Below are 25,858 nucleotides of genomic sequence, written 5' to 3'. Positions count from 1 at the left end.
GGTTCGAGGTCATGATGTTCTCCATTTGCATTTGAGGACCCGCGCTTGGGCGGAATCGAATCGGTACGCTTTGGAACCCTTCGCTTCTCTTGCCTGTTATCTACTAGTAGATAGATAAGCCGGCCAAAAAAAACGGGAATTCCCCGGGTAATGCGCTGGATCCTCTTTCCTGCTTCAGCTTTCTTGCTGGGGCGGAGCAGCGGCTTCCATGTGCTGAATATTATCTACTGGTAGATAGACAGTCAAGAGGTTTTTCAGGAGATCGCCCATGTCGATAGCGCATCACAAATCCCAGAAGAAAAAACGGTGGCACAGGGCCACCGTCCGCTACGCCATCGAGAATGACGCTTACCGCACCTTCCCTTCCTTCCACGCCTGCAACAACTTGTCATAGGCGATGGTCTCGCCCTTCGGCTTCTCGTTGGCCAGCTTCTTCCAGGGCGCGTGGTCGTCGGACAGCCACTTGGCGGGATCGCTCTTGGGGTTGAGCTTGGGCGCGCAGTTCGTCATGCCGGCGCGTTGCAACCGCCCCATCACCTGGTCCATTTCCTCGGCCAGATTGTCCATCGCGGCCTGCGGCGTCTTCTCAGCGGTCACAGCAGTCGCCACGTTCTTCCACCAAAGCTGGGCCAGCTTGGGGTAGTCGGGCACGTTGGTGCCGGTGGGCGTCCACGCCACCCGCGCCGGGCTGCGATAGAACTCGATCAGGCCGCCGTACTGGGCCGCGTTCTTGGTAAGGTATTCGTGATGGATGTCGCTGTCGCGGATAAAGGTCAGGCCGGTGAGCGACTTCTTCAGCGATACCGTCTTGGACGTCACGAACTGCGCGTAGAGCCAGGCCGCCGCGAGGCGGTTGGGATCGGTGTTCTTGAAGAAGGTCCAAGACCCCACGTCCTGGTAGCCGTTCTGCATGCCCTGTTTCCAGTACGGGCCATAAGGCGATGGCGCCATGCGCCATTTCGGCGTGCCGTCCGCATTGACCACCGGCAGCCCCTTCTTGGTCATGTCGGCGGTGAAGGCCGTGTACCAGAAGATCTGCTGCGCCACCTGTCCTTGCGCCGGCACCGGGCCAGCTTCGGAGAAGGTCATGCCCATGGCCTGCGGCGGCGCGTACTTCTTCATCCAGTCGATGTACTTGGTGAGCGCATAGACCGCGGCCGGGCTGTTGGTGGCGCCACCGCGCGAGACCGATGCTCCTTCCGGCGTGCACTTGTCAGCGCCAACGCGGATGCCCCATTCGTCCACCGGCATGCCGTTCGGCAGGCCCTTGTCGGCCGACCCGGCCATCGACAGCCAGGCGTCGGTAAAGCGCCAGCCGAGCGATGGATCCTTCTTGCCGTAGTCCATATGACCGTAGACCTTCTTGCCGTCGAGTTCCTTGACATCGTTGGAGAAGAAGTTGGCGATGTCTTCATAGGCCGACCAGTTGGTGGGCACGCCCAGGTCATAGCCGTACTTGGCCTTGAACTTGTCCTGCAGGTCCTTGCGCGCGAACCAGTCGGCACGGAACCAGTACAGGTTGGCGAACTGCTGGTCGGGCAGCTGGTAGAGCTTGCCGTCCGGCGCGGTGGTGAACTTGGTGCCGATGAAATCCTTCACGTCCAGCCCGGGATTGGTCCACTCCTTGCCGGCGCCGCTCATATAGTCGGACAGCGGCAGGATGGCGCCGTAGCGATAGTGCGTGCCGATCAGGTCGGAGTCGGAGATCCAGCCGTCATAGATCGACTTGCCGGACTGCATCGAGGTCTGCAGCTTCTCCACCACATCGCCTTCCTGGATGATGTCGTGCTTGACCTGGATGCCGGTGATTTCCTCGAAGGCCTTGGCCAGCGTCTTGGATTCGTACTCGTGGGTCGTGATGGTTTCCGAGACCACGCTGATCTGCGTCACGCCTTTCGCCTTGAGCTTGGCGGCAGCGTCCATGAACCACTTCATTTCAGCGAGCTGCTTGTCCTTGGCGAGCGACGACGGCTGGAACTCGCTGTCGACCCACTTCTTGGCCTCGGCCTCGCCTGCCCAAGCGGCGTGGCCGCAAGCGAGCGCCGCTGCGCAGGCCAGCGCCGTCATACCCAATTTCACGTGCACCTTCATGAACGTCTCCTCGAGAATCCCCCTCCCTGCTCTTTGTCTGGGTCGCGGTCCGGGGAAGGTGCAGGCCGCTACGCCCATTGACGAAAAATCCGTCGCTTTATTCTTGTCGGCTCAGGTGCGCGATCCGCATGCCGCTCAGCCTTTGCGCATCACCAGGCCCAGCGCAAGCATGGACAGCACCAGGCTGATCCAGATCGAAGGCTCCTCCGCCAGCGAGAACCACGCCATCATCTTCTCGCCCAGGCCCACCCACGCGAGGTTGATCCACGCCGCACACATCAGGCCGATGAACAGGCGGTCGCCGCGGGTGGTGGCGATGGGCAGGAAGCCCTTGCGCTCCATGGTGGGGGCGCGCGTCTCCCACATCGTCATGCCAACCAGCATCACCGCGACGCTGATGAAAAACACGGCCACCGGCGTGGTCCATACCATCCAGCTGAACATGGCATCCTCTCCTTACACGCGGCCCATCGCGAAGCCTTTCGCGATGTAGTGCCGCACAAACCAGATCACGATGCCGCCGGGCACGATGGTGAGCACGCCGGCCGCGGCCAGCACGCCCCAATCCATGCCGGAGGCCGACACCGTGCGCGTCATGGTGGCAACGATCGGCTTGGCGTTGACCGAGGTCAGCGTGCGCGCCAGCAGCAGCTCCACCCAGCTGAACATGAAGCAGAAGAAAGCGGCCACGCCCACGCCGGCCTTGATCAGCGGCAGGAAGATGGTGACGAAGAAGCGCGGGAAGGAATAGCCATCCACATAGGCCGTCTCGTCGATTTCGCGCGGCACGCCGGACATGAAGCCCTCCAGGATCCACACCGCCAGCGGCACGTTGAACACCAGGTGCGCCAGCGCCACGCCCAGGTGCGTGTCCATCAGGCCAATGGTGGTGTAAAGCTGGAAGAACGGCAGCAGGAACACTGCCGGCGGCGTCATGCGATTGGTCAGCAGCCAGAAGAAGACGTGCTTGTCGCCGATAAACCGGTAGCGCGAGAAGGCATAGGCCGCGGGCAGCGCCACCGTGATCGAGATCACCGTGTTCATCGCCACGTAGATCATCGAGTTGATGTAGCCCGAGTACCAGGACGGATCGGTGAAAATGGTCTTGTAGTGCTCCAGCGTGAATTCGTTTGGCCACAGCGACAGCGTGGAAACGATCTCCTCGTTGGACTTGAACGACATGTTCAGCATCCAGTAGATCGGCAGGATGGCGAAGACCAGGTACACCACCAGGAAGACTGCACGCCAGTAAGTGGCGCTTTGCTTGGCTTCACGTTTGGCTTCACGCATTGGGCATGTCCTCGCTGCCGACGGTGCCCGCGCGCTGCATCCAGTTGTAGAGAATGAAACACGTGAGCAAGATGATCAGGAAGTAGACGATCGAGAATGCCGCGGCCGGGCCCAGGTCGAACTGGCCCACGGCCTTTTGCGTCAGGTATTGCGACAGGAACGTGGTCGCGTTGCCAGGCCCGCCGCCGGTCAGCACGAAGGGCTCGGTGTAGATCATGAAGCTGTCCATGAAGCGCAGCAGCACCGCGATCATCAGCACGCCACGCAGCTTGGGCAGCTGGATGTAGCGGAACACCGCCAGGCGCGAGGCACCGTCGATCTGCGCGGCCTGGTAGTACGCGTCGGGAATCGCGCGCAAGCCGGCGTAGCACAGCAGCGCCACCAGCGGCGTCCAGTGCCACACGTCCATCACCAGCACCGTGAACCAGGCGTCTACCGCGCTGCCGGTGTAGTTGTAGGCAAAGCCCATGCCGGCAAGCGCCGCTCCGAGCAAGCCGATATCGGTGCGCCCGAAGATCTGCCAGATCGTGCCCACGACGTTCCATGGAATCAGCAGCGACAGCGCGATCACCACCAGCACCGCCGACGCCTTCACCCCCTTGGCCGGCATCGACAGCGCCAGCAGGATGCCCAGCGGGATCTCCACCGCCAGCACCGCCAGCGAAAAGCCGAGCTGACGCAGCAGCGCGTCGTGCAGCTCGCCGTCGCGCAGCACGGTGCGGAACCACTCGGTGCCGACGAACACGCGCCGCTCGGGCGAGATGATGTCCTGCACGGAGTAATTGACGATGGTCATCAGCGGCAGGATGGCGGAGAACGCCACGCACAGGACCACCGGGATGACCAGCAGCCAGGCCTTCTGGTTGACGGGCTTCAGCGTGCTCATGCCACCAGCTCCTCGTTGACGTAGTAACAGGTATGACGGTTGAACACGGATAGCCACACGGTCTCGCCCGCCCGCAGCGCCGCGCCCTCGTTGCCGAGCCGGCCGCGCACGGTAGCAGCGTGGCCGCTGGCATCCTGCACGGTGGCGGTGACGAGCCAGTAGGTGCCAATGTCCTGCGCGCGCTCCACGCGTGCGGGCACGGCCTGCGGATCGGTGCTTGCGGCCAGGCGCAGGTACTCGGGGCGCACGCCGACCTTGAAGCTGCCGGCCGCCTGCAAGGCCGCGGCGACGGTGGGCGCGAATTCCGGCATATAGCGCCGCCCGGCAATTTCGATGGCGCCATCGCGCCATGCCCCTGCCAGGAAGTTCATGCCCGGCGAGCCGATGAAGTTGCCAACGAAGGTATGCGCCGGGCGCTCGAACAGCGCATCGGCCGGCCCCACCTGCACCGCCCTGCCGCGCGACATCACCACCACCTGGTCGGCAAAGGTGAGCGCCTCGGTCTGGTCATGCGTGACGTAGATCAGCGTCAGCCGGAACTCGTGGTGAATCTCCTTGAGCTTGCGGCGCAACTGCCATTTCAGGTGCGGATCGATCACGGTCAGCGGCTCGTCGAACAGGATGGCCGACACGTCCTGGCGCACCAGGCCCCGCCCGAGCGAGATCTTCTGCTTGGCGTCGGCCGCCAGCCCGCTGGCGCGCCGGTCCAGCGACGCGGACAGGTCCAGCATCTCGGCCACGCGGCCTACGCGCTCCTTCACCTGGGCCGCGGGCACGCCGCGGTTGCGTAGCGGGAAGGCCAGATTTTCGCCCACCGTCATGGTGTCGTAGATCACCGGGAACTGGAACACCTGGGCAATGTTGCGCGCTTGCGGCGTGGCTGCGGTCACGTCGCGGCCATCGAAGGAGACAGTGCCGTGCGATGGACGCTGCAAGCCGGAAATGCAATTGAGCAAGGTGGTCTTGCCGCAGCCGGAGGGCCCGAGCAAGGCGTAGGCGCCGCCGTCATTGAACGTGAACTTCAGCGGCAGCAGCGCGTAGTCCTCGTCCGCTTGCGGATCGGGCCGGTATGAATGGGACAGGTCGAGGTCGATGCGTGTCATCTCAGGCTCCCAGCTCGGCAGTGGCGGGGGCGACCTTCAACGGCCGGCTGGGCGCATGCATGCGCATGCCGTCGGCGTCGAACAGGTAGAGCTGCGCTGGATCCAGGTGCAGCGTGAGCGGCGCGCCCAGTTCCAGGTCGACCACCCCCGGAAACTGCGCCACCAGGTTGCCGACCGGGGAATCCATGTGCACGAAGGTGTCCGACCCGGACAGCTCGGCCAGCGCCACCCGGCCCGCCACCGGCACCGAGCCGGGCACGGCGTCCAGGCGCAGCGCACCGGCCCGCACCCCGACCGTTACCGTGCCGCCTTGTTCCACTGCCCCGGGCAAGGGGACCACGACGCCGCCGGGCAACGTGACCGCGCCGGCCAGCAGGTTGCCGGCCATCAGGTTCATGGGGGGATCGCTGAAAGCACGCGCCACGCGCAGCGAGGCGGGATAGTGGAAGACCTCTGGCGTGGGCCCGTACTGCAACAGCTCGCCGGCATCCAGCACCGCGGTATAGCCGCCCAGCAACAGCGCTTCGGCCGGCTCCGTGGTGGCATAGATCACGGTGGCATTGCCATGCGCGAAAAGCTGGGTGAGTTCCTCGCGCAGCTCTTCGCGCAGCTTGTAGTCCAGGTTGACCAGGGGCTCGTCGAGCAGCATCAGCGGCGCGCCCTTGGCCAGCGCGCGTGCCAGCGCCACGCGCTGCTGCTGCCCGCCGGAGAGCTCGGCGGGAAAGCGCTCGAGCAGGTGTTCGATATGCAGGCGGGTGGCCAGCGCCCTCACCTGTCCATCGATATCCTTGGAACGCCGCAGTTTGAGCGGCGAAGCAATATTGTCGAAGACGGTCATCGACGGGTAGTTGATGAACTGCTGGTAGACCATCGAGACGTTGCGCTCCCGCACCGGCATGCCGGTCACGTCGATGCCGTCCACCTCGACACGGCCGGCACTAGGCCGGTCCAACCCCGCCATGACCCGCATCAGCGAAGTCTTGCCGGCCTGGGTGGCACCTAGCAGGATGGTCACCGCGCCCGGCACGGGCGTCAGCGACATGGGATATAGATACGCCTGCGAGCCTGCTTGCTGGGCGATGCCTTCCAATCTGAGCTGCATCGAGTCTCCGATTCCGAATGCCACATACATCACATATAACGCAATGATGCAAACGCACAAATCCTTGCTTCCCGCTCGTTTTAGAGCAAAAACGAAAATAAAACAATCATGCACCGCATCATTTGTTTTCGTTTGTGTTTGAACTAGAATGCCGGCATGACGCTAAATCCACGCCAGACCGCCCTGCTGGAAGAGGTTCGCAGCCAGGGCTTCGCTTCCATCGACGAGCTTGCCCGCAAGTTCGGGGTGACCCTGCAGACCGTGCGCCGGGACGTCAACCTGCTGGCTGAAGGCGGCATGCTGGCGCGCTTTCACGGCGGCGTGCGGGTGGAGGGCTCCACGGTGGAGAACATCGCCTATCGGCAGCGCCAGGGGCTCAATGCCGAGGGCAAGGCCCGCATTGCGCGCGCAGTGGCCAGCGCCGTGCCCGAGGGTTGCTCGCTGATCCTGAATATAGGCACCACGGTCGAGGAAATCGCGCGCGAGCTCATGCATCACCGCGGCCTGCGCGTGATCACCAACAACCTGAACGTGGCGAGCATCCTGGCCGACAACCCCGATTGCGAAGTGATCGTCGCCGGCGGCGTGCTGCGCTCGCGCGACCGCGGCATCGTGGGCGAGGCCACGGTGGAGTTCATCAGCCAGTTCAAGGTGGATATCGGCCTGATCGGCATCTCGGGCATCGAGGCCGACGGCACGCTGCGCGATTACGATTTTCGCGAAGTGAAGGTAGCGCGGACCATCATCGAGCATTCGCGCGAAGTCTGGCTGGCGGCGGACGCCAGCAAATTCAACCGGCAGGCCATGGTGGAACTGGCGCACGTCTCGGAGATCGACCGGCTCTTCACCGATGAGCCGTTGAAGCCGCCATTCGAGAGCATGCTGGAAGAAAGCGGAGTGCGCTGTGTGGTCGCGCAGGCCTGAGAGCGGCCTGCCACGGCGCCGGCTCCCCTGCGGGCGAGGCGGTGCCGGCGCGACTGGCGCCTGGCACCTGGTGAAGGGCTTGCTTAGTGGATTGCCTAGTGGCTTGCTTAAGGACTACTTGCCGGAGGTCTTACTTGAAGACGACGGTCTTGTGGCCGTTGAGCAGGATGCGGTGCTCGGCATGCCATTTGACGGCACGCGCCAGCGCCACGCACTCCACGTCACGCCCCACCGCGGTGAGCTGCTCGGGATCCATGCTGTGGTCCACGCGCTCGATTTCCTGCTCGATGATCGGGCCTTCGTCCAGCGCCGCGGTCACGTAGTGGGCAGTCGCGCCGATCAGCTTCACGCCACGGTCGTGCGCCTGATAGTAAGGCTTGGCGCCCTTGAAGCTGGGCAGGAACGAGTGATGGATATTGATGGCGCGGCCGGCCAGCTTGCGGCACAGGTCGTCGGACAGCACCTGCATGTAGCGGGCCAGCACCACCAGGTCGATGTTCTGCTCGCGCACGATCTCGAACACCTTGTTCTCTTGCGCGGTCTTCTGCTCAGCCGAGGCGTTCATCATCGGCAGGTGGAAAAACGGGATATCGTACGACGCGGCAAGCTGGTAGAAATCGCGGTGGTTCGACACGATGGCGGCGATCTCCACCGGCAGGCCGCTGGCCTTGGCGCGGAACAGCAGATCGTTCAGGCAATGGCCGATCTTCGACACCATGATCATCACGCGCGGCTTGACGCTGGCATCGAACAGGTCCCACTGCATGGCGAACTGATCGCCGATCGGCGCGAACGCGGTCTTCAGCGTGGCCAGGTCCGGGCCGCCAGCGGCCGGCGTGAAATGCACCCGCATGAAGAAGCGGCCGGTGAACTCATCGCCGTACTGGTCGGAGTCGACGATATTGCAGCCGTGCTGGAACAGCAGGCCCGAGACGGCATGGACGATGCCCGGCTGATCCGGGCAAGAAATGGTGAGAATGAATCCGGTATTGCTCATCGTGTGTGGTTTTGTCTAGTGCGCGCCGATCAAGGGCGGGGGATGCCGGGGGCGCTCCAGCCACGGCGATTGAGCGCATCCAGCGTCACCAGGGTCGCGTCGACCGTCATGGCGCCATCCGCCATGATAGCAAGCAATGCCTCCGGCTCGATACGGCGGTGCTCGGCCACCTCCCCGTCGCGGTTATGCGGCACGAAATCCGGCGGCAGCAACAGGTCGTACACGTACACGGCCTCCCACTGCACGCCCTCGGGGATTTCACGCAGCACTTCGATCACGCCATGCGCCTCGGCGCGTTGCGCCAGCACGGGCGCAATGCCTGACTCCTCGTCGCACTCGCGCACCAGCGTGGCAAGCGGATCACTGCCGTGCGGCATGCCACCAGCCACCAGGTTGTCCCACATGCCGGGGTCGACCGCCTTGGCGGCGCTGCGCCGTGAAATCCAGAGCGCACGCGCGCCGGCAATGACGCCGTTCATGTGCGAGGCAAAGGTCAGCAGCCCGAGAAAGCGCGCAGCTGCGCGCTCGATCACCGCGAAGGCCGGCGCCGCGAGTTCCGGCGTGACGGCGAACAGTTCGTCGCGCCAGCCGCGCACATGGCCGGCATCCGCCAGCCAGTGCGCCAGCACCTTCAGCGCCGCGCTGCGCGTGCAAGCATCGCCGCAGTCCGGCAGCAGCGCCACGCTGCCACCCCGCGGCTCGCCCAGCACGCCCGGCACCGTATCCTGCGCGCGCAGGATCTGCGCATGCGCGCGCGGCAGCCAGCCCACCTGGCGGCCTGCCACGGTCAGCCGCAAATGCGCGCCGGCATCGAAACGGCTGCGCGCCGCCAGCGAGGCGGCAACGCGGGATACGACGGGGTTCTGGCTGGCGCTATCGGCCAAGATATCGGACATGAAGGATCCCGGCGGCCGGCAAGGCACGCCTGCAATGGTTAATGTAGTGGTAATAGCAGTCAATCCAGGACAAGACGCATGAAGCAAACCCAGCCTTCGGGCCTGCCGCAATTCGTGCTGGCGCTCGACCAGGGCACCAGCAGCTCGCGCGCGATCCTGTTCGATCACGCCGGCAACGTGGCGCGGGTCGCGCAGCGCGAATTCCGCCAATATTACCCGCACCCCGGCCACGTCGAGCACGATCCCTACGAGATCTGGCAGTCGCAGCTGGCGGTGGCGCACGAGGTGCTGAACGACGCCGGCGTCGCGGCCAGCCAGGTGAGCGCCATCGGCATCACCAACCAGCGCGAGACCACCGTGCTGTGGGACCGCCAGACCGGCGAGCCCATCGGCCGCGCGCTGGTCTGGCAGGACCGCCGCACCGCGCCGATGTGCGAGGCGCTGCAGGCCGACGGCCACGGCGAGCTGTTCCGCGACAAGACCGGCCTGATCATCGACGCCTATTTCTCCGGCACCAAGCTGCGCTGGATGCTCGACAACACCGAGGGCGCGCGCGAACGCGCGGCGCGTGGCGAGCTGGCGTTCGGCACGGTCGACAGCTGGCTGATCTGGCAGCTGACGGACGGCAAGCGCCATGTCACCGATGTCTCCAACGCGTCGCGCACGATGCTGTTCAACATCCACACCTTCCAGTGGGATGATGACCTGCTCGACCTGCTGGACATCCCGCGCAGCTTGTTGCCCGAGGTGGTGCCCTCCAGCGGCGAGGTGGCGCGCACGGCGTTGCGGCTGTTCGGCGCGGAGATCCCCATTGCCGGCATCGCCGGGGACCAGCAGGCCGCCACCTACGGCCAGGCCTGCCTGTCCCCGGGCATGGCCAAGAATACCTACGGCACGGGCTGCTTCCTGCTGATGAACACGGGATCGCAGCCGGTCACTTCGCACAATCGCCTGCTCACCACCATTGGCTGGCAACTGGGCGGCACCACGCCGCCCGCCAGCCGCACGCAGTATTGCCTGGAAGGCGGCGTGTTCATGGGCGGCGCCACCATCCAGTGGCTGCGCGACGGGCTGCAGATCATCAACAGCGCGCCCGAGGTGGAGCCGCTGGCGCGCCAGTGCGACGACACCGAAGGCGTGGTGCTGGTGCCGGCCTTTGCCGGCCTGGGCGCGCCGCACTGGGATCCGTTCGCGCGCGGCACGCTGGTCGGCCTGACCCGCGGCACCGGACGAGCGCACATTGCCCGCGCCGCGCTGGAGTCGATCGCGCTGCAGAGCGTGGACGTGCTGGACGCCATGCAGAAGGATGCCGGCATTTCGCTGGCCGAACTGCGTGTGGACGGTGGCGCATCGCGCAGCGACCTGCTGATGCAGATGCAGGCCGACCTGCTTGGCACGGCCGTGGTTCGCCCGCGCGTGACCGAGACCACCGCGCTTGGCGCGGCCTACCTGGCGGGACTGGCCACCGGCTACTGGAGCGGCGAGGACGAGATCGCCAGCCAGTGGCAGGTGGAGCATCGCTTCGAGCCCAACCTTAGCGCCGACGCGCGCGCGTACCGGCTCTGGCGCTGGCATCGCGCGGTAGAGCGCGCACGCGACTGGGCGCGGGAAGATTGCGCGCCACCGCACTCGACAAGTTGAGCGCGGGCCGAGCGCAGCGCACAAGCCGCACAAGGCAAATGCAAAAGTAAAGACAAGCAACACCGCGACACGCATTCGCACCAAACAAGGAATCATGCAGACACTGCACACCCCCATCCTGCCGCCCGACCGCGCCACCCTGCTCGCCACCCTCGAGCGCGAGCCGAAGTGGGATGTCATCGTCATCGGCGGCGGCGCCACCGGCCTGGGCACGGCGGTGGACGCCGCCTCGCGCGGCTACCGCACGCTGCTGGTGGAAGCCGCCGACTTTGCCAAGGGCACCTCCAGCAAGGCCACCAAGCTGGTTCACGGCGGCGTGCGCTACCTCGCGCAGGGCAATATCAGCCTGGTGCGCGAGGCGCTGCATGAGCGCGGCCTGCTGGCCCGCAACGCGCCGCACCTGGTATGGCCGCTCGGCTTCGTGGTGCCGGCCTATCAGTTGTTCGACCAGCCCTTCTACGGCATCGGCCTGAAGCTATACGACATGCTGGCCGGCGGCCTCAACCTGTCCGGCAGCCGCTGGCTCAACCACCGCGAAACCCTGGCGGCGGCGCCGACCCTGGCCGAACACGTGGGCGGGCGGCCCCTGCGCGGCGGCAACCTGTATTTCGACGGGCAGTTCGACGACGCCCGCCTGGCCATCGCCCTGATGCGCACGCTGTTCGACGTGGGCGGCACGGCCATCAACTACCTGCGCGTGAGCGGGCTGTCGCAGCGCAACGGGGTAATCGACGGCGTTACCGTGAAGGACGTGCTGGGCGACGCCAGCTTCGACCTGAAGGCGTCCTGCGTGATCAACGCCACCGGCGTGTGGGTCGATGCCGTGCGCCAGATGGAAGACGGCCAGGCCCGCAGCATGGTGGCCCCCAGCCAGGGCGTGCACCTGACCTTGCCGCGCAGCTTCCTGCCCGGCGACCGTGCCATCCTGATTCCCAAGACCGATGACGGCCGCGTGCTCTTCGTCGTGCCCTGGAACGGCCACACCATCATCGGCACCACCGATACGCCGCGCAAGGACCTGCCGCTGGAGCCGCGCGCCGGCGCCGACGATGTCGATTTCATCCTGGAGACCGCCACGCGCTACCTGTCGCGCGCGCCAACCCGCGCCGACGTGACCAGCGTCTGGGCCGGCCTGCGCCCGCTGGTCAAGGCCACCGGCGAAGCCTCCACCGCCTCGCTCTCGCGCGAGCACACCATCCTGGTGTCCAAGGCCGGCCTGATCACCGTCACCGGCGGCAAGTGGACCACCTACCGCAAGATGGCCGAGGACGTGGTGGGCACGGCCATCCAGCGCCAGATGCTGCCGGCCGCGCCCTGCGTGACAGCGGATCTGCCGCTGCACGGCGCGCAAGGCTTGCCCGCTAACCTGCCCGCCCCCGGCAGCGGTTCGCCGGACCGTTACTACGGCAACGAGGTCGGCATGCTGCACACGCTGCCCGGCAACGACGAAATACTGGTGCCCGGCGCCGGGTTGACCGCCGCCCATGTGCGCTTTGCCGCGCGTTTCGAACTGGCTCGGCGAGTCGAGGACGTGTTGGCGCGCCGCAATCGCGCCCTGTTTCTGGAAGCCAGCGCCGCGAGCGCGGCAGCGCCGCGGGTGGCCGAGATCCTGGCCGAGGAGCACGGGCACGACGCCGCCTGGCAAGCGGCCGAGGTAGCCAGCTTCCGAGAGCTCGCAAGCGGCTATATGCTGGCCTGAGCAACCCCCGCGGCAGGGATGCCACCCGGCCGCGCATCCCGCGGGGAATACGCCAGCCACGACCTGGGCCGCCTCATCAGCGTCTTGCTACCGAGCTAGCCAACAAGGAAACCAGATGCCTCTTCGTTCGCCCGTGCATCGCTGCACGACCTGCGCCATCGCCGCCGCCATCGGGCTGGCCGTTGCCCCCGCCATGGCCAAGCCCGGCATCGACGGCGTGCGCTTCGACCTGCCCCGTACCGTGCGCTACCAGTGCGACGACGGCAAGCAGGTCACGGCGCGCTATTTCAACAGCACCGACAACCAGATCGCCATCCTGCGGCTGGATGGCAAGCCGCTGCTCTTTGTCAGCGTGCTGACCGGCTCGGGCGCCCGCTATGCGCATGGTGCCTATGTGTGGATCACCAAGGGCGACGAAGGCATGCTGCAGGACGTGACCAAGGGCGAGAGCGCGCCGCCGGCCTACGCCAACTGCCAAGCGGCGAAATAGGGCTCCGGAGCGGTGCCTGAGCAGCGCCCGAGCAGGTCATCGCCAGAACATTTTGGTGCTTGCGCCCTGGGCGAGCGATAATGCGGGTTATCGAATCAGGGAGAACACCATGGACGAGATTGATGATCTGTCCGATCTGCCGATGCCCCGCTTTATCTGGGGCTTCGCGATCTTTACGCCCAAGGGCGGCGAGGTCATGCATGACGAATTTGAATATCTGACCCACACCCGCGCACCCCGCTTCACCTGCCGGGTGGTCGAACTGGAAGACATGCCGGTCGACAGCGAGGAAAGCGGCATCGACGGGCGCATCGTGCATTACGACGAGCCCGGCCGCCTGTTCTACATCTCCGACGCCGGCATCGCGCTGGTGAACTTTGAGCTGTTCGACAAAGTGCCGGAGAAGCAAAAGCTCAAGAAGATCTGCGACGAAGCCATCGAAAACTGGATGCTTCGCCGCGATTTCCTCGATTCGGAAGAAGGCGAAGAGGACTGAGCGCCCTTTGCTCCACCCCGAAGGGATGACGGCCATAAGGCTGTGATCCCCTGGAGCGGTCCCCGCGGCCGCTCCGTTCCCTCCGCCCTGGCGTGCCTCGCCGCGGGCAACCGCACTGCCCCGAGTCTTTCCCTCCCCCGCCCCCGTCAGCCCAGTCCTACACCGCAAGCGGAAACCGCCGGACACCGTGCGAAAACGGCCGTGCCTATAGTGGAACCGTGGAAAACAGATAGGAAAGGAAGGAAATCATGCCCTACATTCTCGCCTGGCTGCTCGGTGTCCCCGCCTTTGTATTGCTGCTGATCTGGCTGTTCGTGCATTGAGGTTTTGCCCTCGCTCACACAGGAACGGCATCCGCCCCCCCCTGAATACCCCCCTCAAAAGCAAAGACAAAAGCAAAACGCCCGCTGAAACCCAGCGGGCGTTTTGCTTGCTTCTGTTTGCTACGGCCCTGCGCACCACACCGTTTGCGTGGACAAAAAGGCACAAATCAGTGCTTCATGCCCACCCGGCCCAGCGCGCCGCGATCAGGCTGCCGCGTCTTCCTGCGACAGGCCGCGTTCCAGCGCTTCTTTCAGCAGGCCGCTCATGCCACCGGCATGTGCCGGTGCCAGTGCCTGCAGGCGCTTCACCAGTTCGGCATCCAGCTTGCACGCAAACGGCACCAGGCCTTGTTCCTGATCGAGCCGGCGCTGTTCGCGGCGATCGACCTTGGCCGGGCCGGTATCACGGCCGGCACGGACTGCGGCGGACAGCTTCAGGCTGTTTGCGAGCTTCAACGCTTTGTTCTTTTCGAGGTCGGTCTTTTTCACGGCTTGTTCCGCTAGAGTCTGTCTGGGGCGGTATTGTACGCAGGTCGGCGGGAGAGCCCGCCTTTCCGTCGTGCACATGACGCGATGCATGCCTGGCCGGCACTGCGTGGCGCCTCCACGCCAGCCCCCTACCGCGCCTCCCTCACCTCGATCAGATCCGCCGCCACCCGCTCGATCTCCGCATAGACGGGAAGCACGTCGTCGGGGCCGGTGCATCCGACACCGGTCGCGCTGGCTTCGTCCGCGCCCAGCGGATGAAAGACAAAGGCCATGCCTGGCTTCCACCTCGGGTCGTTCTTCAGGCTTTCATTGAGGATGGCCAGGTACTGGCTGCGAGTGAACACGTGTTTTGACATCTTCACCTCCGATGATTTGTCGGGATCGTAGCATGGCGCGCGGCCCGATTCGGGTGAGCCTCGATTCACGCGCACCAACCTGCATGCGATGATCACCTTGCTTTTGCCGCAATCGAGCCCTTCCCGATGCCACATCGGTGCCACACCGATGCTGCATCGATAAGACATTGCCAAGACAACGATAAGACAAAGGATGAGACAAATGATACGTAGCACTTTGCCAGCGCTGGCGGTCGCACTGCTTGCCGCCTGCGCGGCCCCGGCCAACACGCAAAATACCGCACCGCTCACGACCGGCTTCTCCGCCACGCAACTGGACAGCATGAGCGCACGCGTGCGTGCCGATGTCGCGCAAGGGCGCATTCCCGGCGCCGTCTACCTGGTGGCCCGCAACGGCAGCATCGTCAACACGCAGACCATTGGCTGGCAGGACGCGGCGGGCAAGGTGCCGATGCGCCCGGACTCGATTTTCCGCATCTACTCGATGAGCAAGCCGATCGTCTCGGTGGCAGTCATGATGATGGTCGAGGACGGCCGCATCCAATTGGCCGACCCGGTGTCGAAGTACCTGCCCGAGCTCAAGGACCTGCGCGTTGGCATGGAGAAGACCGACGCTGCCGGCAAGCCCGTGCTGGAACTGGTGCCCGCCCAGCGCGAAATGACCGTGCAGGACCTGCTGCGCCACACGTCTGGCCTGACCTACGGCGTGTTCGGCAAGTCGCTTGTCAAGGAGGAATACAAGCGGCTGGACGTGGATGCCACCGAGCAAAGCAATGCCGAGTTCATCGCGCGTCTGGCCAAGGTGCCCCTGCAGTTCCAGCCCGGCACCACTTGGGAATACAGCCGCTCCACCGATGTCTTGGGCGCGCTGCTCGAGCGCGTGTCGGGCCAGACGCTGGCCACGCATCTGCAGCAGCGGATCTTTACGCCATTGCAGATGAAGGACACCGGCTTCTGGGTTCCGCCGGCACAGCAAGGCCGCATAGCGGAGCCCTTTGCCGTCGATCCCGACAGCAAGGTGCCGGTCGGGCTGATCGACGTACGCCGCGCCCCGAAGCTTGAATCGGGCGGCGGCGGCCTGGTTTCGACCGCGGCCGACTACTTCCGCTTTGCCCAGATGCTGCTCAATGGCGGCGAGATCGACGGGGTGCGCCTGCTATCGCCCAAGACGGTCGCCTACATGACGGCCGACCACCTTGGCATCGTGGGTGCCCGTTCCCTGGCGCGCGGCGCGGCCTACCTGCCGGGGCCGGGCTATGGCTTTGGCCTGGGGTTCGGCACACGCACGGGCACCGGCGAATCGGCCACGCCGGGATCGGTCGGGGACTACTACTGGGGCGGGGTCGGGGGCACCTACTTCTGGGTCGACCCGAAGGAAAAGACCGTGGCGATCTGGATGATGCAGGCGCCGGGGCAGCGCGAGTATTACCGCGCGTGGTTCAGGAACACGGTGTACAGCGCCATGATCCCATGACGTCATAGCGCCGTGATGAAGCGCCGCGGTGGCCGCCCGCTGCCACCGCGGCTGGCGTGCCTGCCGCGACTGACCGCCCCCCCCAAGGCGCCCCACAGCGCCCCACAGCGCCCTACAGCGCCCTACAGCGCCCTACAGCGCAGCAACGGACTCGCCCGGCACCAGGCCGTTGATGATGTCCTCGCCGAACTTCACGGCGCCGCGGCGCGCGGTGCCGATATTGTCCCAGGGTGCGGCGCTGAGGCGAAACACGCGCGAGCGCTCGGTCCCCGGCTCATGCCCTTCGCGGCAGATCACCACCGACGCGTTGAAGCTGCGATCCGGCCGGCGCTCGGGCCAGGTACGTTCCGCCTGGTGACGATAGATCAGCGGGTAGAGATCGAAGCCTTTGTAGCGGGTGAAAGGTCCAGTGTCCAACTTGCGCTCCCCTGTCGATGATGGATGGGTGGATGCGGCCGGCGCCGCACCGCCACGGATTCGCCCCGCCCTGTTGCCAGGCAGTGGCGGGAATGCTTTCAGGCAAATTCAGGCCGCGTCAGCCTGCCGGCTGTATCGACCAACCCGGCCCCTTGCCGTTCTTGTCGCTCTCATGGCGCCAGCGGCAGCCGCAATCGGCACAGGTGTAGGTGGCAAAGGTGATCGCGGGCTGGCCACGCGGCTTGATGCGCTGCGTATCCGTCAGCAGCAGCCGGGGATGCCCCGTGCCACCGGTCGAGCCGGGCCGTATCTGCGCACAGGCCTCGCACATGCTCATCATCGCTCCCGCACCTTGCACATGCAGTCAGCAGGCGGGCCGCTGCGCGCCGACAGTGCCAATGCTGCGCCTTCCCATCGTGCGCGTAGCGGCTACTTATCCGCCGCCATCGCCTTGAGCTGCGCGTCGCCAGCCACGCGCGCCGCGTCCGAGGTGGTGAAGGTATCGTCCGAAACAATGGTGCGCTTGACCATCTGCGCAGCGAAGTCGACCAGCGTGATCACCCACACATAGCGCCCGGCCTGCGGCGCTGTCTGGACAATTGCCTGAAGATGCGGCGTGGAATCCTTAGCCATGATGCTCCTCCGGAGAATCGGATCAGGCCACTGTAGCACGAGTTGCGCATGAGGCTGCCGCAGCGCCGGCACGCCGCGCTTGTCAGACCACCTGCAGTTCGCGCAGCGTTTCCAGATCGGCCGGCGTCAGGCCAAGCTCGGCGTAAAACGCCGCGTTGTGCTCGCCCACCGCGGGGCCGCTGCGAGGTGCCGGTGGCGCATGGCCGGAAAACCTCGGCACCATGCAGGGTGCGGGAATCGAGCCGAGATCGGGGTCGGGCAGGCGGACGACCGCGCCGCGTGCCTGGAAATGCGGATCCTCCAGGATATCGACAATGGTGAAGATCTTGCTGAACGGGATCTCGTGCGCGCCCAGCGCCCGCGCCACGGCTTCATAAACATGCGCGGCAAACCAGGTCTTGACGATGGCGTCGAGCGTATCGAGATGGCGCACGCGCGCCGGGTTGCTGGCATAGCGCGGATCGTCGGCCATGGCAGGTTTGCCGATGGCATGGCAGAGCCGGCGAAAGATCGGGTCCGATGACGCCACGAGCGAAACCCAGTGCCCGTCCGCGGTAGCGTACATATTCGATGGCGCGGTGTAGGTGGCGCGATTGCCCGCGCGCTGGCGCACCTGCCCCAGTTGCTCGTACTCCACGGCCAGCGGCTCCAGCAGGCGGAACAGTGCCTCGGTGGCGGACAGGTCGATCTCGCGGCCACGCGCCTCGTTGCCATGTGCGTGCGCGCGCCGGTTGTCGGCCACGGCGGCTGCGATTGAGAACGCGCCGAACAGCCCGGCCACCATGTCGCCCATCGGATAGTTCATGTGCATCGGCGAGCCCGACGGATCGCCCGCCAGGTTGGTGAACCCGCTCATCGCCTCGAACACGCGCGCAAAGCCGGCTCGCCCCGCATACGGCCCGGTCTGGCCAAAGCCGGTCAGGCGCAGGATCGTCAGGCGCGGATTGGCCGCGCGCAAGGTCTCGGCGTCGAGGCCCCAGCGGTCCAGCGTGCCGGTGCGGAAATTCTCTACCAGCACATCGAACCGCGGCAGCATCTTGAGAAACAGCGCGCGTCCTTCCGGCTTGCGCACATCCAGCGTGATGCCGCGCTTGCCGCGATTGGTGACCTTCCAGTACAGCGGCAGCTTGCCCTTCACCGGCGCGAGCCCGCGCAGCGGATCGGTGCCATCGGACAACTCGAGCTTGACGACTTCCGCGCCCATGTCTGCGCACAGCGTGCTGGCAAATGGCGCGGCGACTACCGTGGCCATGTCGAGAATGCGCACGCCGGCGAGCGGTCCATTCTGCTGCGCGGCGCACGCGTCTTGATCCATGTGGTTCATGCGGGTCCCGGGGCGATATTCTGGTGTGATGGAAATTGGCTCAGGGCAGCCTGCTTAGTCGAGCGTGGTGCCAGTCGACTTCACCAGCGCGGCCCACCACGCCGTATCGCTGCGGATCAATGCGGCGAACTGCTCGGGCGTGTTGCCTACCGGCTCCGCACCGAGGTCCACCAGGCGTTTGCGAATCTGCGGCTTGGCCAGGATCTTCGCTGTCGCATCATGCAGCTTGGCAATGATCGGGCGCGGCGTGCCAGCCGGCGCCATCAGCCCCTTCCACGCGGTCACCACATAGCCCCTGAGCCCGGCCTCCTCGACCGTCGGCACATCGGGCAAGGCGCTGGCGCGCTTGTCGCTGGCCACCGCCAGGGCACGCAGGCGGCCCGATTGCACAAACGGCAGCAACGCCGGCATGTTGTCGATCATCAGCGTGATATGCCCGGCGATCAGGTCGGCCACCGCGGGGCCGCTGCCCTTGTAGGGCACGTGCTGCAGCTTGATGCCGGCGGACTGGTTCAGCAACTCGCCCGCGAGTTGCGCCGTGGTGCCGTTGCCGGGCGAGCCAAAGCTGAGCTGCCCGGGCTTGCTCTTGGCATAGGCGATGAACTCCTTGAGGTTGTGCGCGGGCACCGACGGGTTGACCGCCATCAGGTTGTGCTCGCGCGCCAGCATCGTGACCGGTGCTAGGTCTCGCAGGGGGTCATAGGACATGCGCGCGTAAAGACTGGGGTTGATCACCGTGGGACCGGCCGCGGCCAGCAGCAGCGTGTAGCCATCGGGGGCAGCCTTGGCCACCGCATCGCCGCCGATATTGCCGCCAGCGCCTGCCTTGTTCTCAACCACCACGGTCTGGCCGAGTTCCTCCTTCAATTGCTCGGCCAGCAAGCGCGCCAGCGTGTCGGTGGACCCACCCGGCGGGAACGGCACGACCAGGCGGATCACTTTGGCGGGATAGCTTGCATCGGCCAGCGCCGGCTGCGCATGCCCAAGCAGGGTCAGCAGGACGGAGCCCGCGGCAAGCAAGGTCTTCAACATGGTGTCTCCTTGACGGAATGACGCCGCCTGGCAAGTTGGCCGGCGGCTGTTCTGCGCTTTCGTGATCAGCTCGCCGCAGCCTGCGCCAGCGTGCGCTTGGCGATATTGAGCTGGTGGATCTGGCTGGTGCCTTCGTACAGGCGGAACAAGCGTACGTCGCGATAGAAGCGCTCGATGCCGAAGTCCGCGATATAGCCGTAGCCGCCAAACATCTGCACGCAGCGATCCGCCACGCGCCCGCACATCTCGGAGGCGAAGTACTTGCACATCGAGGCCTGCATGGTCACGTCTTCGCCGCGATCGCGCTGGCGCGCCGTTTCCATGATCAGCGCGCGCGCAGCAAAGATCTCGGTCTGGCAATCGGCGATCATCGCCTGCACCAGCTGGAACTCCGCCAGCGGCTGGCCGAACTGCTGGCGCCCGGTGACGAAGCGGATCGCTTCGTCCAGCATGCGGATGGCCGGCCCCGTGCACAGCGCCGCCAGATGGATGCGCTGCTTGTTGAGCACCTTCATCGCCGTGCGAAATCCCTGCCCTTCCTCGCCTCCGATCAGGTTGGCGCCGGGCACGCGGCAATCGTTAAAGTGCACCTCCGAGACCGGCGAGCCCTCTTGCCCCATCTTGCGATACGGCTGCCCTGTGGTCAGGCCCGGCGTGCCGCGCTCCACGATAAACGCCGAGATGCCGGCCGCCCCGCTACGCGCGGGATCGGTACGCGCCATCACGGTGAACAAGCCAGCAATGGGCGCATTGGTGATGAAGCACTTGGTGCCGTTGAGCACATAGTGGTCGCCGTCGCGCCGCGCGGAAGTCGTCAGCGCCGTGGCATCCGAGCCGGCCTCCGGCTCGGTCAGCGCGAACGAGCCGGTCAGCTCGCCACTGGCGAGCAAAGGCAGGTAGCGGCGCTTTTGCTCGGGCGTGCCATCCGCCACAAGCGCTTCCGAGCCAATGCCGGTATTGGTGCCCACCCGCGCGCGGAAGGCCACCGAGCACTGTGACAACTCCAGCGCCGCCAGCACGAGTTCCTCGGTTGTCATGCCGGCGCCGCCGTACGCCTCGGGAATCGAAAAGCCGAACAAGCCCAGCTCGGCCATTTCCTTTACCAGCGCTTCGGGTATGGCATCGAGCGCGGCCACCTCGGCCTCGCGCGGCACCAGCCGCTCGCGCACGAAACGCCGCAATTCGGCCAGGAAGGCTTGAAAGGCGTCCGGTTCCCTGATCATCAGTCTTGCTCCATCCGGTAAGTGCGGCCGGGATCGGCTGCGTGGAAACCAGCGTAGCAACCCGTGCCTGAAAAGCGGATCGATGTTTCGCTATCTTGAACACGAGGCGTGCCCGGAATGCCCGGCAATGGCTATGATGGATGCGTACTTCGGCCCTGCGATGCAGCCCATATGCCGCCTTTGAACCGCCTTTGAACCGCTTTTCTCTCACGCCAGATGCCGCCCCGCCCCCATCATCCGGACCCCGCCTTCGCCACCACGCTGGCGCACGGCCTGGCACTGCTGCAGTGCTTTCGCGTGGGAGAACCGGTCATGAGCAACAAGCAGCTGGCGGAGCGCACCGGGCTGTCCAAGGCCACCATCAGCCGTCTGACATATACGCTGGCGGCACGCGGCCTATTGCTCTACGACACCGATCTGCGCCGCTACCGGCTGGGCTCCACTGCGCTCTCGCTTGGCTACCCGCTGCTGGCCAGCCTCAAGGTCAGGCAGCTTGCGCGCCCGCTGATGAAGCAGCTCGCCGACGAAGTGGGCGGCTCGGTCTCGCTCGGCCTGCGCGACCGGCTGCAAATGGTCTACGTGGAAACCAGCCGCGGGCACGACGCCATCGCCTTTCGGCCCGATATCGGCGCATCGCTGCCCATGCTCCCCACCGCCATCGGACGCGCCTGGCTGTGCCAGGCATCCCCCGACGAGCGCGAGCCGGTGCTGGCGGCGCTACGCGCCAGCGATGCCGCGCAATGGCAAGCGCACGCCGCCGCGCTGGAAGCCGCGGCGCACGATTTCGCCACGCTCGGCTTCTGCCTGTCGCGCGGGGAATGGCAGCGCGACGTGCATGCCGTGGCCGTGCCGATGCGTGCCGAGATCGACGGCGAGGTGCTGGTCTTCAATTGCGGGGTGCCAGGCGGCAGGATGACACCACGAAAGCTCGAACGCGAAATGGGGCCGCGCCTGCTGCGGATGGTGCGGCGCGTGGAAGCGTCGTTGGGGATCGCGTGATGGCATCGGCGCCCCCACCCGGCAGATCGCGCGGCACGCCCGTAGCCGACGAGCGCGACACCGGCGATCGCCAGTTCGCCACCACGCTCGCGCACGGCATCGATATCCTGCTGGCCTACCGCCCTGGCGAATCCCTGCTCGGCAACAAGGAGTTTGCACAACGCACCGGCCAGTCGAGATCAGCCGTGGCAAGGCTCACGCACACGCTGACCGTGCTCGGCTACCTGCGGCGCGACGCCGCGCAGGCCAAGTACCGGCTCGGCGCGCCCGTGCTCTCGCTCGGCTATCCGCTGCTAGCCAGCATGCATATCCGCCAGATCGCCCGGCCGTTGATGAAAGAGCTCGCCGACCGCGTCGGCGGCGCGGTATCGCTAGGCATGCGCGACCGCACGCAGATGATCTATGTGGAGACCGCCCGCTCCACCGACAGCCTTATTGTGACGCCGGACATCGGGGCCGCGCTGCCCATGCTCACCACCGCCATCGGCAAGGCCTGGCTATGCAAGGCGCCCGCCGAAGCGCGTGAAAGCGTGCTCAATCGCCTGCGCCTCCAAGACCCCGATGCCTTCCTGCGCTTCCAGCCACAGCTCTTGCGCCTGCGGCAGGATTTCGAGGCCAAGGGCTACTGCGTGAACCGTGGCGAATGGCGCAGCGATGTCCATGCCTTTGCCGTGCCGCTGTTCCGGCCGGTGGATTCGCAATGGCTGATCTTCAACTGCGGGGTATCGGCACAAGCCAAGCCATTCGCCGCACGCGAGCGGGAAGTCGCGCCGGGGCTGATGGATCTGGTGCGAAACGTGGAAAGGCTGCAGGGGATGCGGTGAGTACGCCCGAACAGCTCAGCCTCAATGCTCGAAATCCAGCCCGCCAAGCAGCACGCTAGGGTCTGCCTGCGAGCGCGTCCCGAAATCGATCTGCCGGGGCGTTTGCCACGCGCGCATCTTGCCCGGCAGGGCCGCGAGATAGTGTTCGAATTTTTCCGCGCCACCGGCGGCGAACAGCGCTTCCACCTCGAGGCCGTCCCACGACAGGTAGACGTTCAACTGCTGCGCGAACCGCCGCGGCTCATCGAACGGCTCGCCGGAAAGGCGGACGCGCGCTGCGCGGCCAGGCCTCTCGTCCGGCACCACCTCGACGTGAATGCGGCGCTTGAACAAATCCGCGATCGTCTGCGCAATCCGCGGGGCGAACTCCGCATTGAAACGCGCTGCAATGTCTTGGCTCACTGTGTGTCTCATCCCGATTTTTTATGGATCGTAGCACGGCGCGTTTGCCGCGACGGCATGGGGGAACACCCACGGATCGCCACGTGCAGCAGAACTCACAAGCGCGATGGCCCGCCGGCAAAAACCGTCCATGTGAGCCACCAGCATCCCGCCATTAAACGCAGGTTGACCCCGACTTCTGCTGACCTATACTGAAGTCCTGCCGACTGAGACACGCAGTAGCAAAGCGAAGGTAAGTGGCAGATGATCCTCTGGCCAACATGGCAGTGAGATCGAGCAAGCCGATTAGGCTTGCAAGTCCGAACCGGATCCCAATGAGTTTGCCGACCCGGTTCGGTCCCCCCCTTCAACCGCGGGAAATAAAAAAAGCACCTGCTACAGGTGCTTTTTTTATGTGTGGGGAGTTCGCCCGTGCCAGCGCGCAAGACCCGCGCACTGCCCCTGAATCTGCCCCGAAAATAGAAAAAGCCCTTGAATATCAAGGGCTTTTTCCGTTGTTCTGGCGGAGAGACGGGGATTCGAACCCCGGATAGGTATTAACCTATACACGCTTTCCAGGCGTGCGACTTAAACCACTCATCCATCTCTCCAGCAAGTCCGCGAGTATATCAGAGGGTTGTTTCGCAAATCTAGTGTTTCGTGATCGAAGGCACTATCCGCGTCGCAAGTACGTCACGAGACGGTCAATCACCGGGGCGTTGCGCGGCGTCAGCAGGCTGACCAGGATGGCCACGGCAAAGCCGGCGGGCACGCCGAATGCGCCGGAAGCGATCGGGTCCACGCCGAACCAGCGATTGCCGAAAATGCCGGTCATGCGGGTAAAGAACGGGTAGTTGACGAAGATATAGTAGACCGCCACACCGAGTCCGGCCACCATGCCTGCCACCGCCCCCGCGGCCGTGGTGCGGCGCCAGAAGATCGCAAGCACCAGCACCGGGAAGAAACTGGACGCGGCCAGCGAGAAGGCCGCGCCGACGAGAAAGAGAATATTGCCGGGCCGCAGCGAGGTGACGTAAGAGGCAAACAGCGCCACGCCCAGCAGCACGATCTTGGCTGTCGTGACACGCCGCTGGTGACTCGCCGTGCGGTCGACCATGTGATAGAAAACGTCGTGCGACAGCGCGTTGGCAATGGTGAGCAGCAGGCCGTCGGCGGTGGATAGCGCGGCCGCCAGCGCGCCCGCGGCAACCAGGCCAGAGATCACGTAAGGCAAGCCCGCGATTTCCGGCGCGGCCAGCACGATCATGTCGGGCTGGATGAGGATCTCCGCCCACTGCACGATGCCGTCGCCGTTCACATCGCGAATGCCGAACACCGGCGGGTCGACCTTGCGCCACTGCACTACCCACTGCGGCAGTTCCGCGTATGGCGTGCCAACCAGGTGCTGGAAGAACTCGTACTTGACCAGCGCCGCCAGCGCGGGCGCGGAGACGTAGAGCAGCGCGATGAAGAACACCGCCCACGCCACCGAGTTGCGCGACTCCTTCACCGAGGGTGTGGTGTAGAGCCGCGTCAGGATATGTGGCAGGCTGGCGGTGCCCAGCATCAGGCAGAACACCAGCAACACGAAGTTCAGCCGTTTGGTCTTGCGCTCCGCCTCCGAGGGCGACGGATAGGGCTCGGTCGACGGCGTGGAAGGCTGGCTGCGCGCCAGGGCTTCTTCGCGCTGCTGGTTCCATTGCTGCTGGGCCGCGGCAATGTCACGCGGAAACTCGACCCGCTCGCGCTCCACCGTCTTGATCTCGCGCAGCGGTGCGTTACGCAAGCGCAGCTCCTGCAAGCGCGCGGACAGCGCATTGCGCTCCTCGTCGAACGATTGCGGCAGCCGCGAGATGCGGTCCTGCATCTGTACGGCCTGCTGGCGGTAGTACTCGCGCACGGCCTGCTCGGCCGGATCGCGCTCGATGCTGCGCTCGCGCGTGTCGAGCTGCTGCAGCAGCGTGCCGTAGCTCAGTTGCGGCAGCGCTTCGTGATGATGCTTCCACGCGATCATCGAGACCGTGACCAGGAAGGCCGCGATCAGCATGATGTATTGCGCGACCTGGGTCCACGTCACCGCGCGCATGCCACCAAGGAAGGAACACACCAGGATGCCGGCCAGGCCGAAGAATACGCCGACGGCGAACTCCACGCCGATAAAGCGCGTGACAATCAGCCCTACCCCCTGGATCTGTGCCACCAGATACACGAAGGAACATAGCGATGCCGCCATCACGGCGATCGCGCGCACCGGCATGTTGCCGCCGGGCTTGCCATTGCCATAGCGTGCGGCGAGGAAGTCGGGGATGGTGTAGCCGCCGTACTTGCGCAAGTAGGGCGCGAGCAGGAACGCGACCAGGCAATAGCCGCCGGTCCAGCCCATCACGTAGGCCAGGCCTTCATAGCCAGAGGCGAACAGGATGCCGGCCAGGCCGATGAAGGATGCCGCACTCATCCAGTCGGCCGCGATCGCCATGCCGTTGAACAGCGCGGGCACGCGCCGGCCAGCTACATAGTATTCATTGAGGTCGGAGGTGCGGCAGATCAGCCCGATGCACGCATAGATGGCGATGGTGACGAACAGGAAGACGTAACCGAGCCAGAGGGCATCGCCGCTGGAATGCTCCAGCAGGCCCATCATGCCGATAAAGACAAACAGGCCTATCGTGAACAAGCCGTAGTACAGCAGCAGCCGTCGGCGAAAGCGCGACTGTTCATCAGGCATGGGAGCAGTGGTTGGGCAGCCGGGTTGGGCGAGCAAGCAACCT

26 protein-coding genes and 1 tRNA gene are annotated in these 25,858 nt (G+C 65.4%); 8 read left to right on the top strand and 19 right to left on the bottom strand.

The annotated features are described in order from the left end of the window. Nucleotides 1-348 precede the first annotated feature (348 nt). The 6 genes from AC1DQR_RS26675 to AC1DQR_RS26650 all read right to left on the bottom strand — a co-directional run bounded on the left by AC1DQR_RS26675 (nucleotide 349) and on the right by AC1DQR_RS26650 (nucleotide 6,472). Nucleotides 349-2,079, bottom strand: a complete 1,731-nt coding sequence (locus tag AC1DQR_RS26675) for an ABC transporter substrate-binding protein (protein WP_416050358.1) — start codon at nucleotides 2,077-2,079, stop codon at nucleotides 349-351. Between the two features lie 147 nt (nucleotides 2,080-2,226). Continuing rightward, complete coding sequence (locus AC1DQR_RS26670; RefSeq protein ID WP_043347723.1) at nucleotides 2,227-2,535, bottom strand: DUF2160 domain-containing protein; 309 nt, start codon at nucleotides 2,533-2,535, stop codon at nucleotides 2,227-2,229. A 12-nt stretch (nucleotides 2,536-2,547) separates the two neighbouring features. Beyond that, nucleotides 2,548-3,381: a carbohydrate ABC transporter permease gene (locus AC1DQR_RS26665; RefSeq protein WP_416049142.1), complete on the bottom strand. Its 834-nt coding sequence runs from the start codon at nucleotides 3,379-3,381 to the stop codon at nucleotides 2,548-2,550. Continuing rightward, on the bottom strand, nucleotides 3,374-4,258 hold the full coding sequence (locus tag AC1DQR_RS26660; RefSeq protein ID WP_416050359.1) for a carbohydrate ABC transporter permease: 885 nt from the start codon (nucleotides 4,256-4,258) through the stop codon (nucleotides 3,374-3,376). Before AC1DQR_RS26660 ends, AC1DQR_RS26665 begins: the two co-directional genes overlap by 8 nt. 5 nt (nucleotides 4,259-4,263) lie before the next feature. Then, nucleotides 4,264-5,370 (bottom strand): ABC transporter ATP-binding protein, encoded by a 1,107-nt coding sequence (locus AC1DQR_RS26655; RefSeq protein ID WP_416049143.1) that lies wholly within the window; start codon nucleotides 5,368-5,370, stop codon nucleotides 4,264-4,266. Nucleotide 5,371: 1 nt separating this feature from the next. Further along, nucleotides 5,372-6,472, bottom strand: coding sequence for an ABC transporter ATP-binding protein (locus AC1DQR_RS26650; RefSeq protein ID WP_416049144.1), 1,101 nt, complete (start codon nucleotides 6,470-6,472; stop codon nucleotides 5,372-5,374). A 156-nt stretch (nucleotides 6,473-6,628) separates the two neighbouring features. On the opposite strand from AC1DQR_RS26650, the gene AC1DQR_RS26645 reads away from it, so the two are divergent. Further along, nucleotides 6,629-7,396, top strand: coding sequence for a DeoR/GlpR family DNA-binding transcription regulator (locus AC1DQR_RS26645; protein ID WP_150983211.1), 768 nt, complete (start codon nucleotides 6,629-6,631; stop codon nucleotides 7,394-7,396). Nucleotides 7,397-7,526: 130 nt separating this feature from the next. Here the strand turns inward: AC1DQR_RS26645 and purU are convergent, their stop codons facing one another. Further along, nucleotides 7,527-8,393 (bottom strand): formyltetrahydrofolate deformylase, encoded by an 867-nt coding sequence (gene purU, locus AC1DQR_RS26640; RefSeq protein WP_416049145.1) that lies wholly within the window; start codon nucleotides 8,391-8,393, stop codon nucleotides 7,527-7,529. A 29-nt stretch (nucleotides 8,394-8,422) separates the two neighbouring features. Further along, the gene (locus AC1DQR_RS26635; protein ID WP_416049146.1) at nucleotides 8,423-9,289 is read right to left on the bottom strand and encodes an NUDIX hydrolase; all 867 of its coding nucleotides are present in this window, start codon (nucleotides 9,287-9,289) and stop codon (nucleotides 8,423-8,425) included. A gap of 78 nt (nucleotides 9,290-9,367) precedes the next feature. On the opposite strand from AC1DQR_RS26635, the gene glpK reads away from it, so the two are divergent. The 4 genes from glpK to AC1DQR_RS26615 all read left to right on the top strand — a co-directional run bounded on the left by glpK (nucleotide 9,368) and on the right by AC1DQR_RS26615 (nucleotide 13,615). After that, nucleotides 9,368-10,930 (top strand): glycerol kinase GlpK, encoded by a 1,563-nt coding sequence (gene glpK, locus AC1DQR_RS26630; protein WP_416049147.1) that lies wholly within the window; start codon nucleotides 9,368-9,370, stop codon nucleotides 10,928-10,930. Between the two features lie 94 nt (nucleotides 10,931-11,024). Beyond that, on the top strand, nucleotides 11,025-12,629 hold the full coding sequence (locus AC1DQR_RS26625) for a glycerol-3-phosphate dehydrogenase/oxidase (protein WP_416049148.1): 1,605 nt from the start codon (nucleotides 11,025-11,027) through the stop codon (nucleotides 12,627-12,629). 115 nt (nucleotides 12,630-12,744) lie between these two features. Next, complete coding sequence (locus AC1DQR_RS26620) at nucleotides 12,745-13,119, top strand: MliC family protein (protein WP_416049149.1); 375 nt, start codon at nucleotides 12,745-12,747, stop codon at nucleotides 13,117-13,119. Nucleotides 13,120-13,228: 109 nt separating this feature from the next. Beyond that, nucleotides 13,229-13,615, top strand: coding sequence for a hypothetical protein (locus AC1DQR_RS26615; RefSeq protein WP_043347745.1), 387 nt, complete (start codon nucleotides 13,229-13,231; stop codon nucleotides 13,613-13,615). A gap of 527 nt (nucleotides 13,616-14,142) precedes the next feature. On the opposite strand, the gene AC1DQR_RS26610 is transcribed toward AC1DQR_RS26615, so the two are convergent. After that, on the bottom strand, nucleotides 14,143-14,427 hold the full coding sequence (locus AC1DQR_RS26610; RefSeq protein WP_477134059.1) for a hypothetical protein: 285 nt from the start codon (nucleotides 14,425-14,427) through the stop codon (nucleotides 14,143-14,145). Nucleotides 14,428-14,555: 128 nt separating this feature from the next. Continuing rightward, nucleotides 14,556-14,783, bottom strand: a complete 228-nt coding sequence (locus AC1DQR_RS26605) for a hypothetical protein (protein WP_416049150.1) — start codon at nucleotides 14,781-14,783, stop codon at nucleotides 14,556-14,558. Between the two features lie 202 nt (nucleotides 14,784-14,985). Here AC1DQR_RS26605 and AC1DQR_RS26600 point away from each other — a divergent pair, with 202 nt between their 5' ends. Continuing rightward, complete coding sequence (locus tag AC1DQR_RS26600; protein WP_416049151.1) at nucleotides 14,986-16,257, top strand: serine hydrolase domain-containing protein; 1,272 nt, start codon at nucleotides 14,986-14,988, stop codon at nucleotides 16,255-16,257. A gap of 132 nt (nucleotides 16,258-16,389) precedes the next feature. On the opposite strand, the gene AC1DQR_RS26595 is transcribed toward AC1DQR_RS26600, so the two are convergent. The 6 genes from AC1DQR_RS26595 to AC1DQR_RS26570 all read right to left on the bottom strand — a co-directional run bounded on the left by AC1DQR_RS26595 (nucleotide 16,390) and on the right by AC1DQR_RS26570 (nucleotide 20,886). Further along, complete coding sequence (locus AC1DQR_RS26595) at nucleotides 16,390-16,674, bottom strand: hypothetical protein (protein ID WP_043347757.1); 285 nt, start codon at nucleotides 16,672-16,674, stop codon at nucleotides 16,390-16,392. Nucleotides 16,675-16,792: 118 nt separating this feature from the next. After that, complete coding sequence (locus AC1DQR_RS26590) at nucleotides 16,793-17,014, bottom strand: hypothetical protein (protein ID WP_416049152.1); 222 nt, start codon at nucleotides 17,012-17,014, stop codon at nucleotides 16,793-16,795. An 89-nt stretch (nucleotides 17,015-17,103) separates the two neighbouring features. Next, nucleotides 17,104-17,307 carry a hypothetical protein gene (locus AC1DQR_RS26585; RefSeq protein ID WP_043347764.1) on the bottom strand — a complete coding sequence of 68 codons (204 nt, stop codon included), beginning with the start codon at nucleotides 17,305-17,307 and terminating at the stop codon, nucleotides 17,104-17,106. 82 nt (nucleotides 17,308-17,389) lie between these two features. Further along, entirely contained in the window at nucleotides 17,390-18,631 is a 1,242-nt protein-coding gene (locus AC1DQR_RS26580) for a CaiB/BaiF CoA transferase family protein (RefSeq protein ID WP_477134058.1), read from the bottom strand. A gap of 54 nt (nucleotides 18,632-18,685) precedes the next feature. Next, on the bottom strand, nucleotides 18,686-19,663 hold the full coding sequence (locus AC1DQR_RS26575) for a Bug family tripartite tricarboxylate transporter substrate binding protein (RefSeq protein ID WP_416049154.1): 978 nt from the start codon (nucleotides 19,661-19,663) through the stop codon (nucleotides 18,686-18,688). Between the two features lie 65 nt (nucleotides 19,664-19,728). Then, the gene (locus tag AC1DQR_RS26570; protein WP_416049155.1) at nucleotides 19,729-20,886 is read right to left on the bottom strand and encodes an acyl-CoA dehydrogenase family protein; all 1,158 of its coding nucleotides are present in this window, start codon (nucleotides 20,884-20,886) and stop codon (nucleotides 19,729-19,731) included. Nucleotides 20,887-21,102: 216 nt separating this feature from the next. On the opposite strand from AC1DQR_RS26570, the gene AC1DQR_RS26565 reads away from it, so the two are divergent. Together AC1DQR_RS26565 and AC1DQR_RS26560 are read left to right on the top strand one after the other, a co-directional pair. Then, nucleotides 21,103-21,885 carry an IclR family transcriptional regulator gene (locus AC1DQR_RS26565; protein WP_416049156.1) on the top strand — a complete coding sequence of 261 codons (783 nt, stop codon included), beginning with the start codon at nucleotides 21,103-21,105 and terminating at the stop codon, nucleotides 21,883-21,885. Next, nucleotides 21,885-22,709, top strand: coding sequence for an IclR family transcriptional regulator (locus tag AC1DQR_RS26560; RefSeq protein ID WP_416049157.1), 825 nt, complete (start codon nucleotides 21,885-21,887; stop codon nucleotides 22,707-22,709). The genes AC1DQR_RS26565 and AC1DQR_RS26560 overlap by 1 nt, the downstream gene beginning before the upstream one ends. A gap of 21 nt (nucleotides 22,710-22,730) precedes the next feature. On the opposite strand, the gene AC1DQR_RS26555 is transcribed toward AC1DQR_RS26560, so the two are convergent. The 3 genes from AC1DQR_RS26555 to AC1DQR_RS26545 form a co-directional block, all read right to left on the bottom strand. Then, nucleotides 22,731-23,111: a DUF5594 family protein gene (locus tag AC1DQR_RS26555; RefSeq protein ID WP_416049158.1), complete on the bottom strand. Its 381-nt coding sequence runs from the start codon at nucleotides 23,109-23,111 to the stop codon at nucleotides 22,731-22,733. A gap of 500 nt (nucleotides 23,112-23,611) precedes the next feature. After that, nucleotides 23,612-23,701 (bottom strand) — tRNA-Ser (locus tag AC1DQR_RS26550). Nucleotides 23,702-23,763: 62 nt separating this feature from the next. After that, nucleotides 23,764-25,815, bottom strand: coding sequence for a VC_2705 family sodium/solute symporter (locus AC1DQR_RS26545; RefSeq protein ID WP_477134057.1), 2,052 nt, complete (start codon nucleotides 25,813-25,815; stop codon nucleotides 23,764-23,766). Between the last annotated feature and the right edge of the window lie 43 nt (nucleotides 25,816-25,858).

It is taken from the genome of Cupriavidus sp. 05L411 (assembly GCF_056398045.1).
Note: the sequence above shows the minus strand (reverse complement) of the source record. Positions and strands in the feature narration are given on the sequence as shown.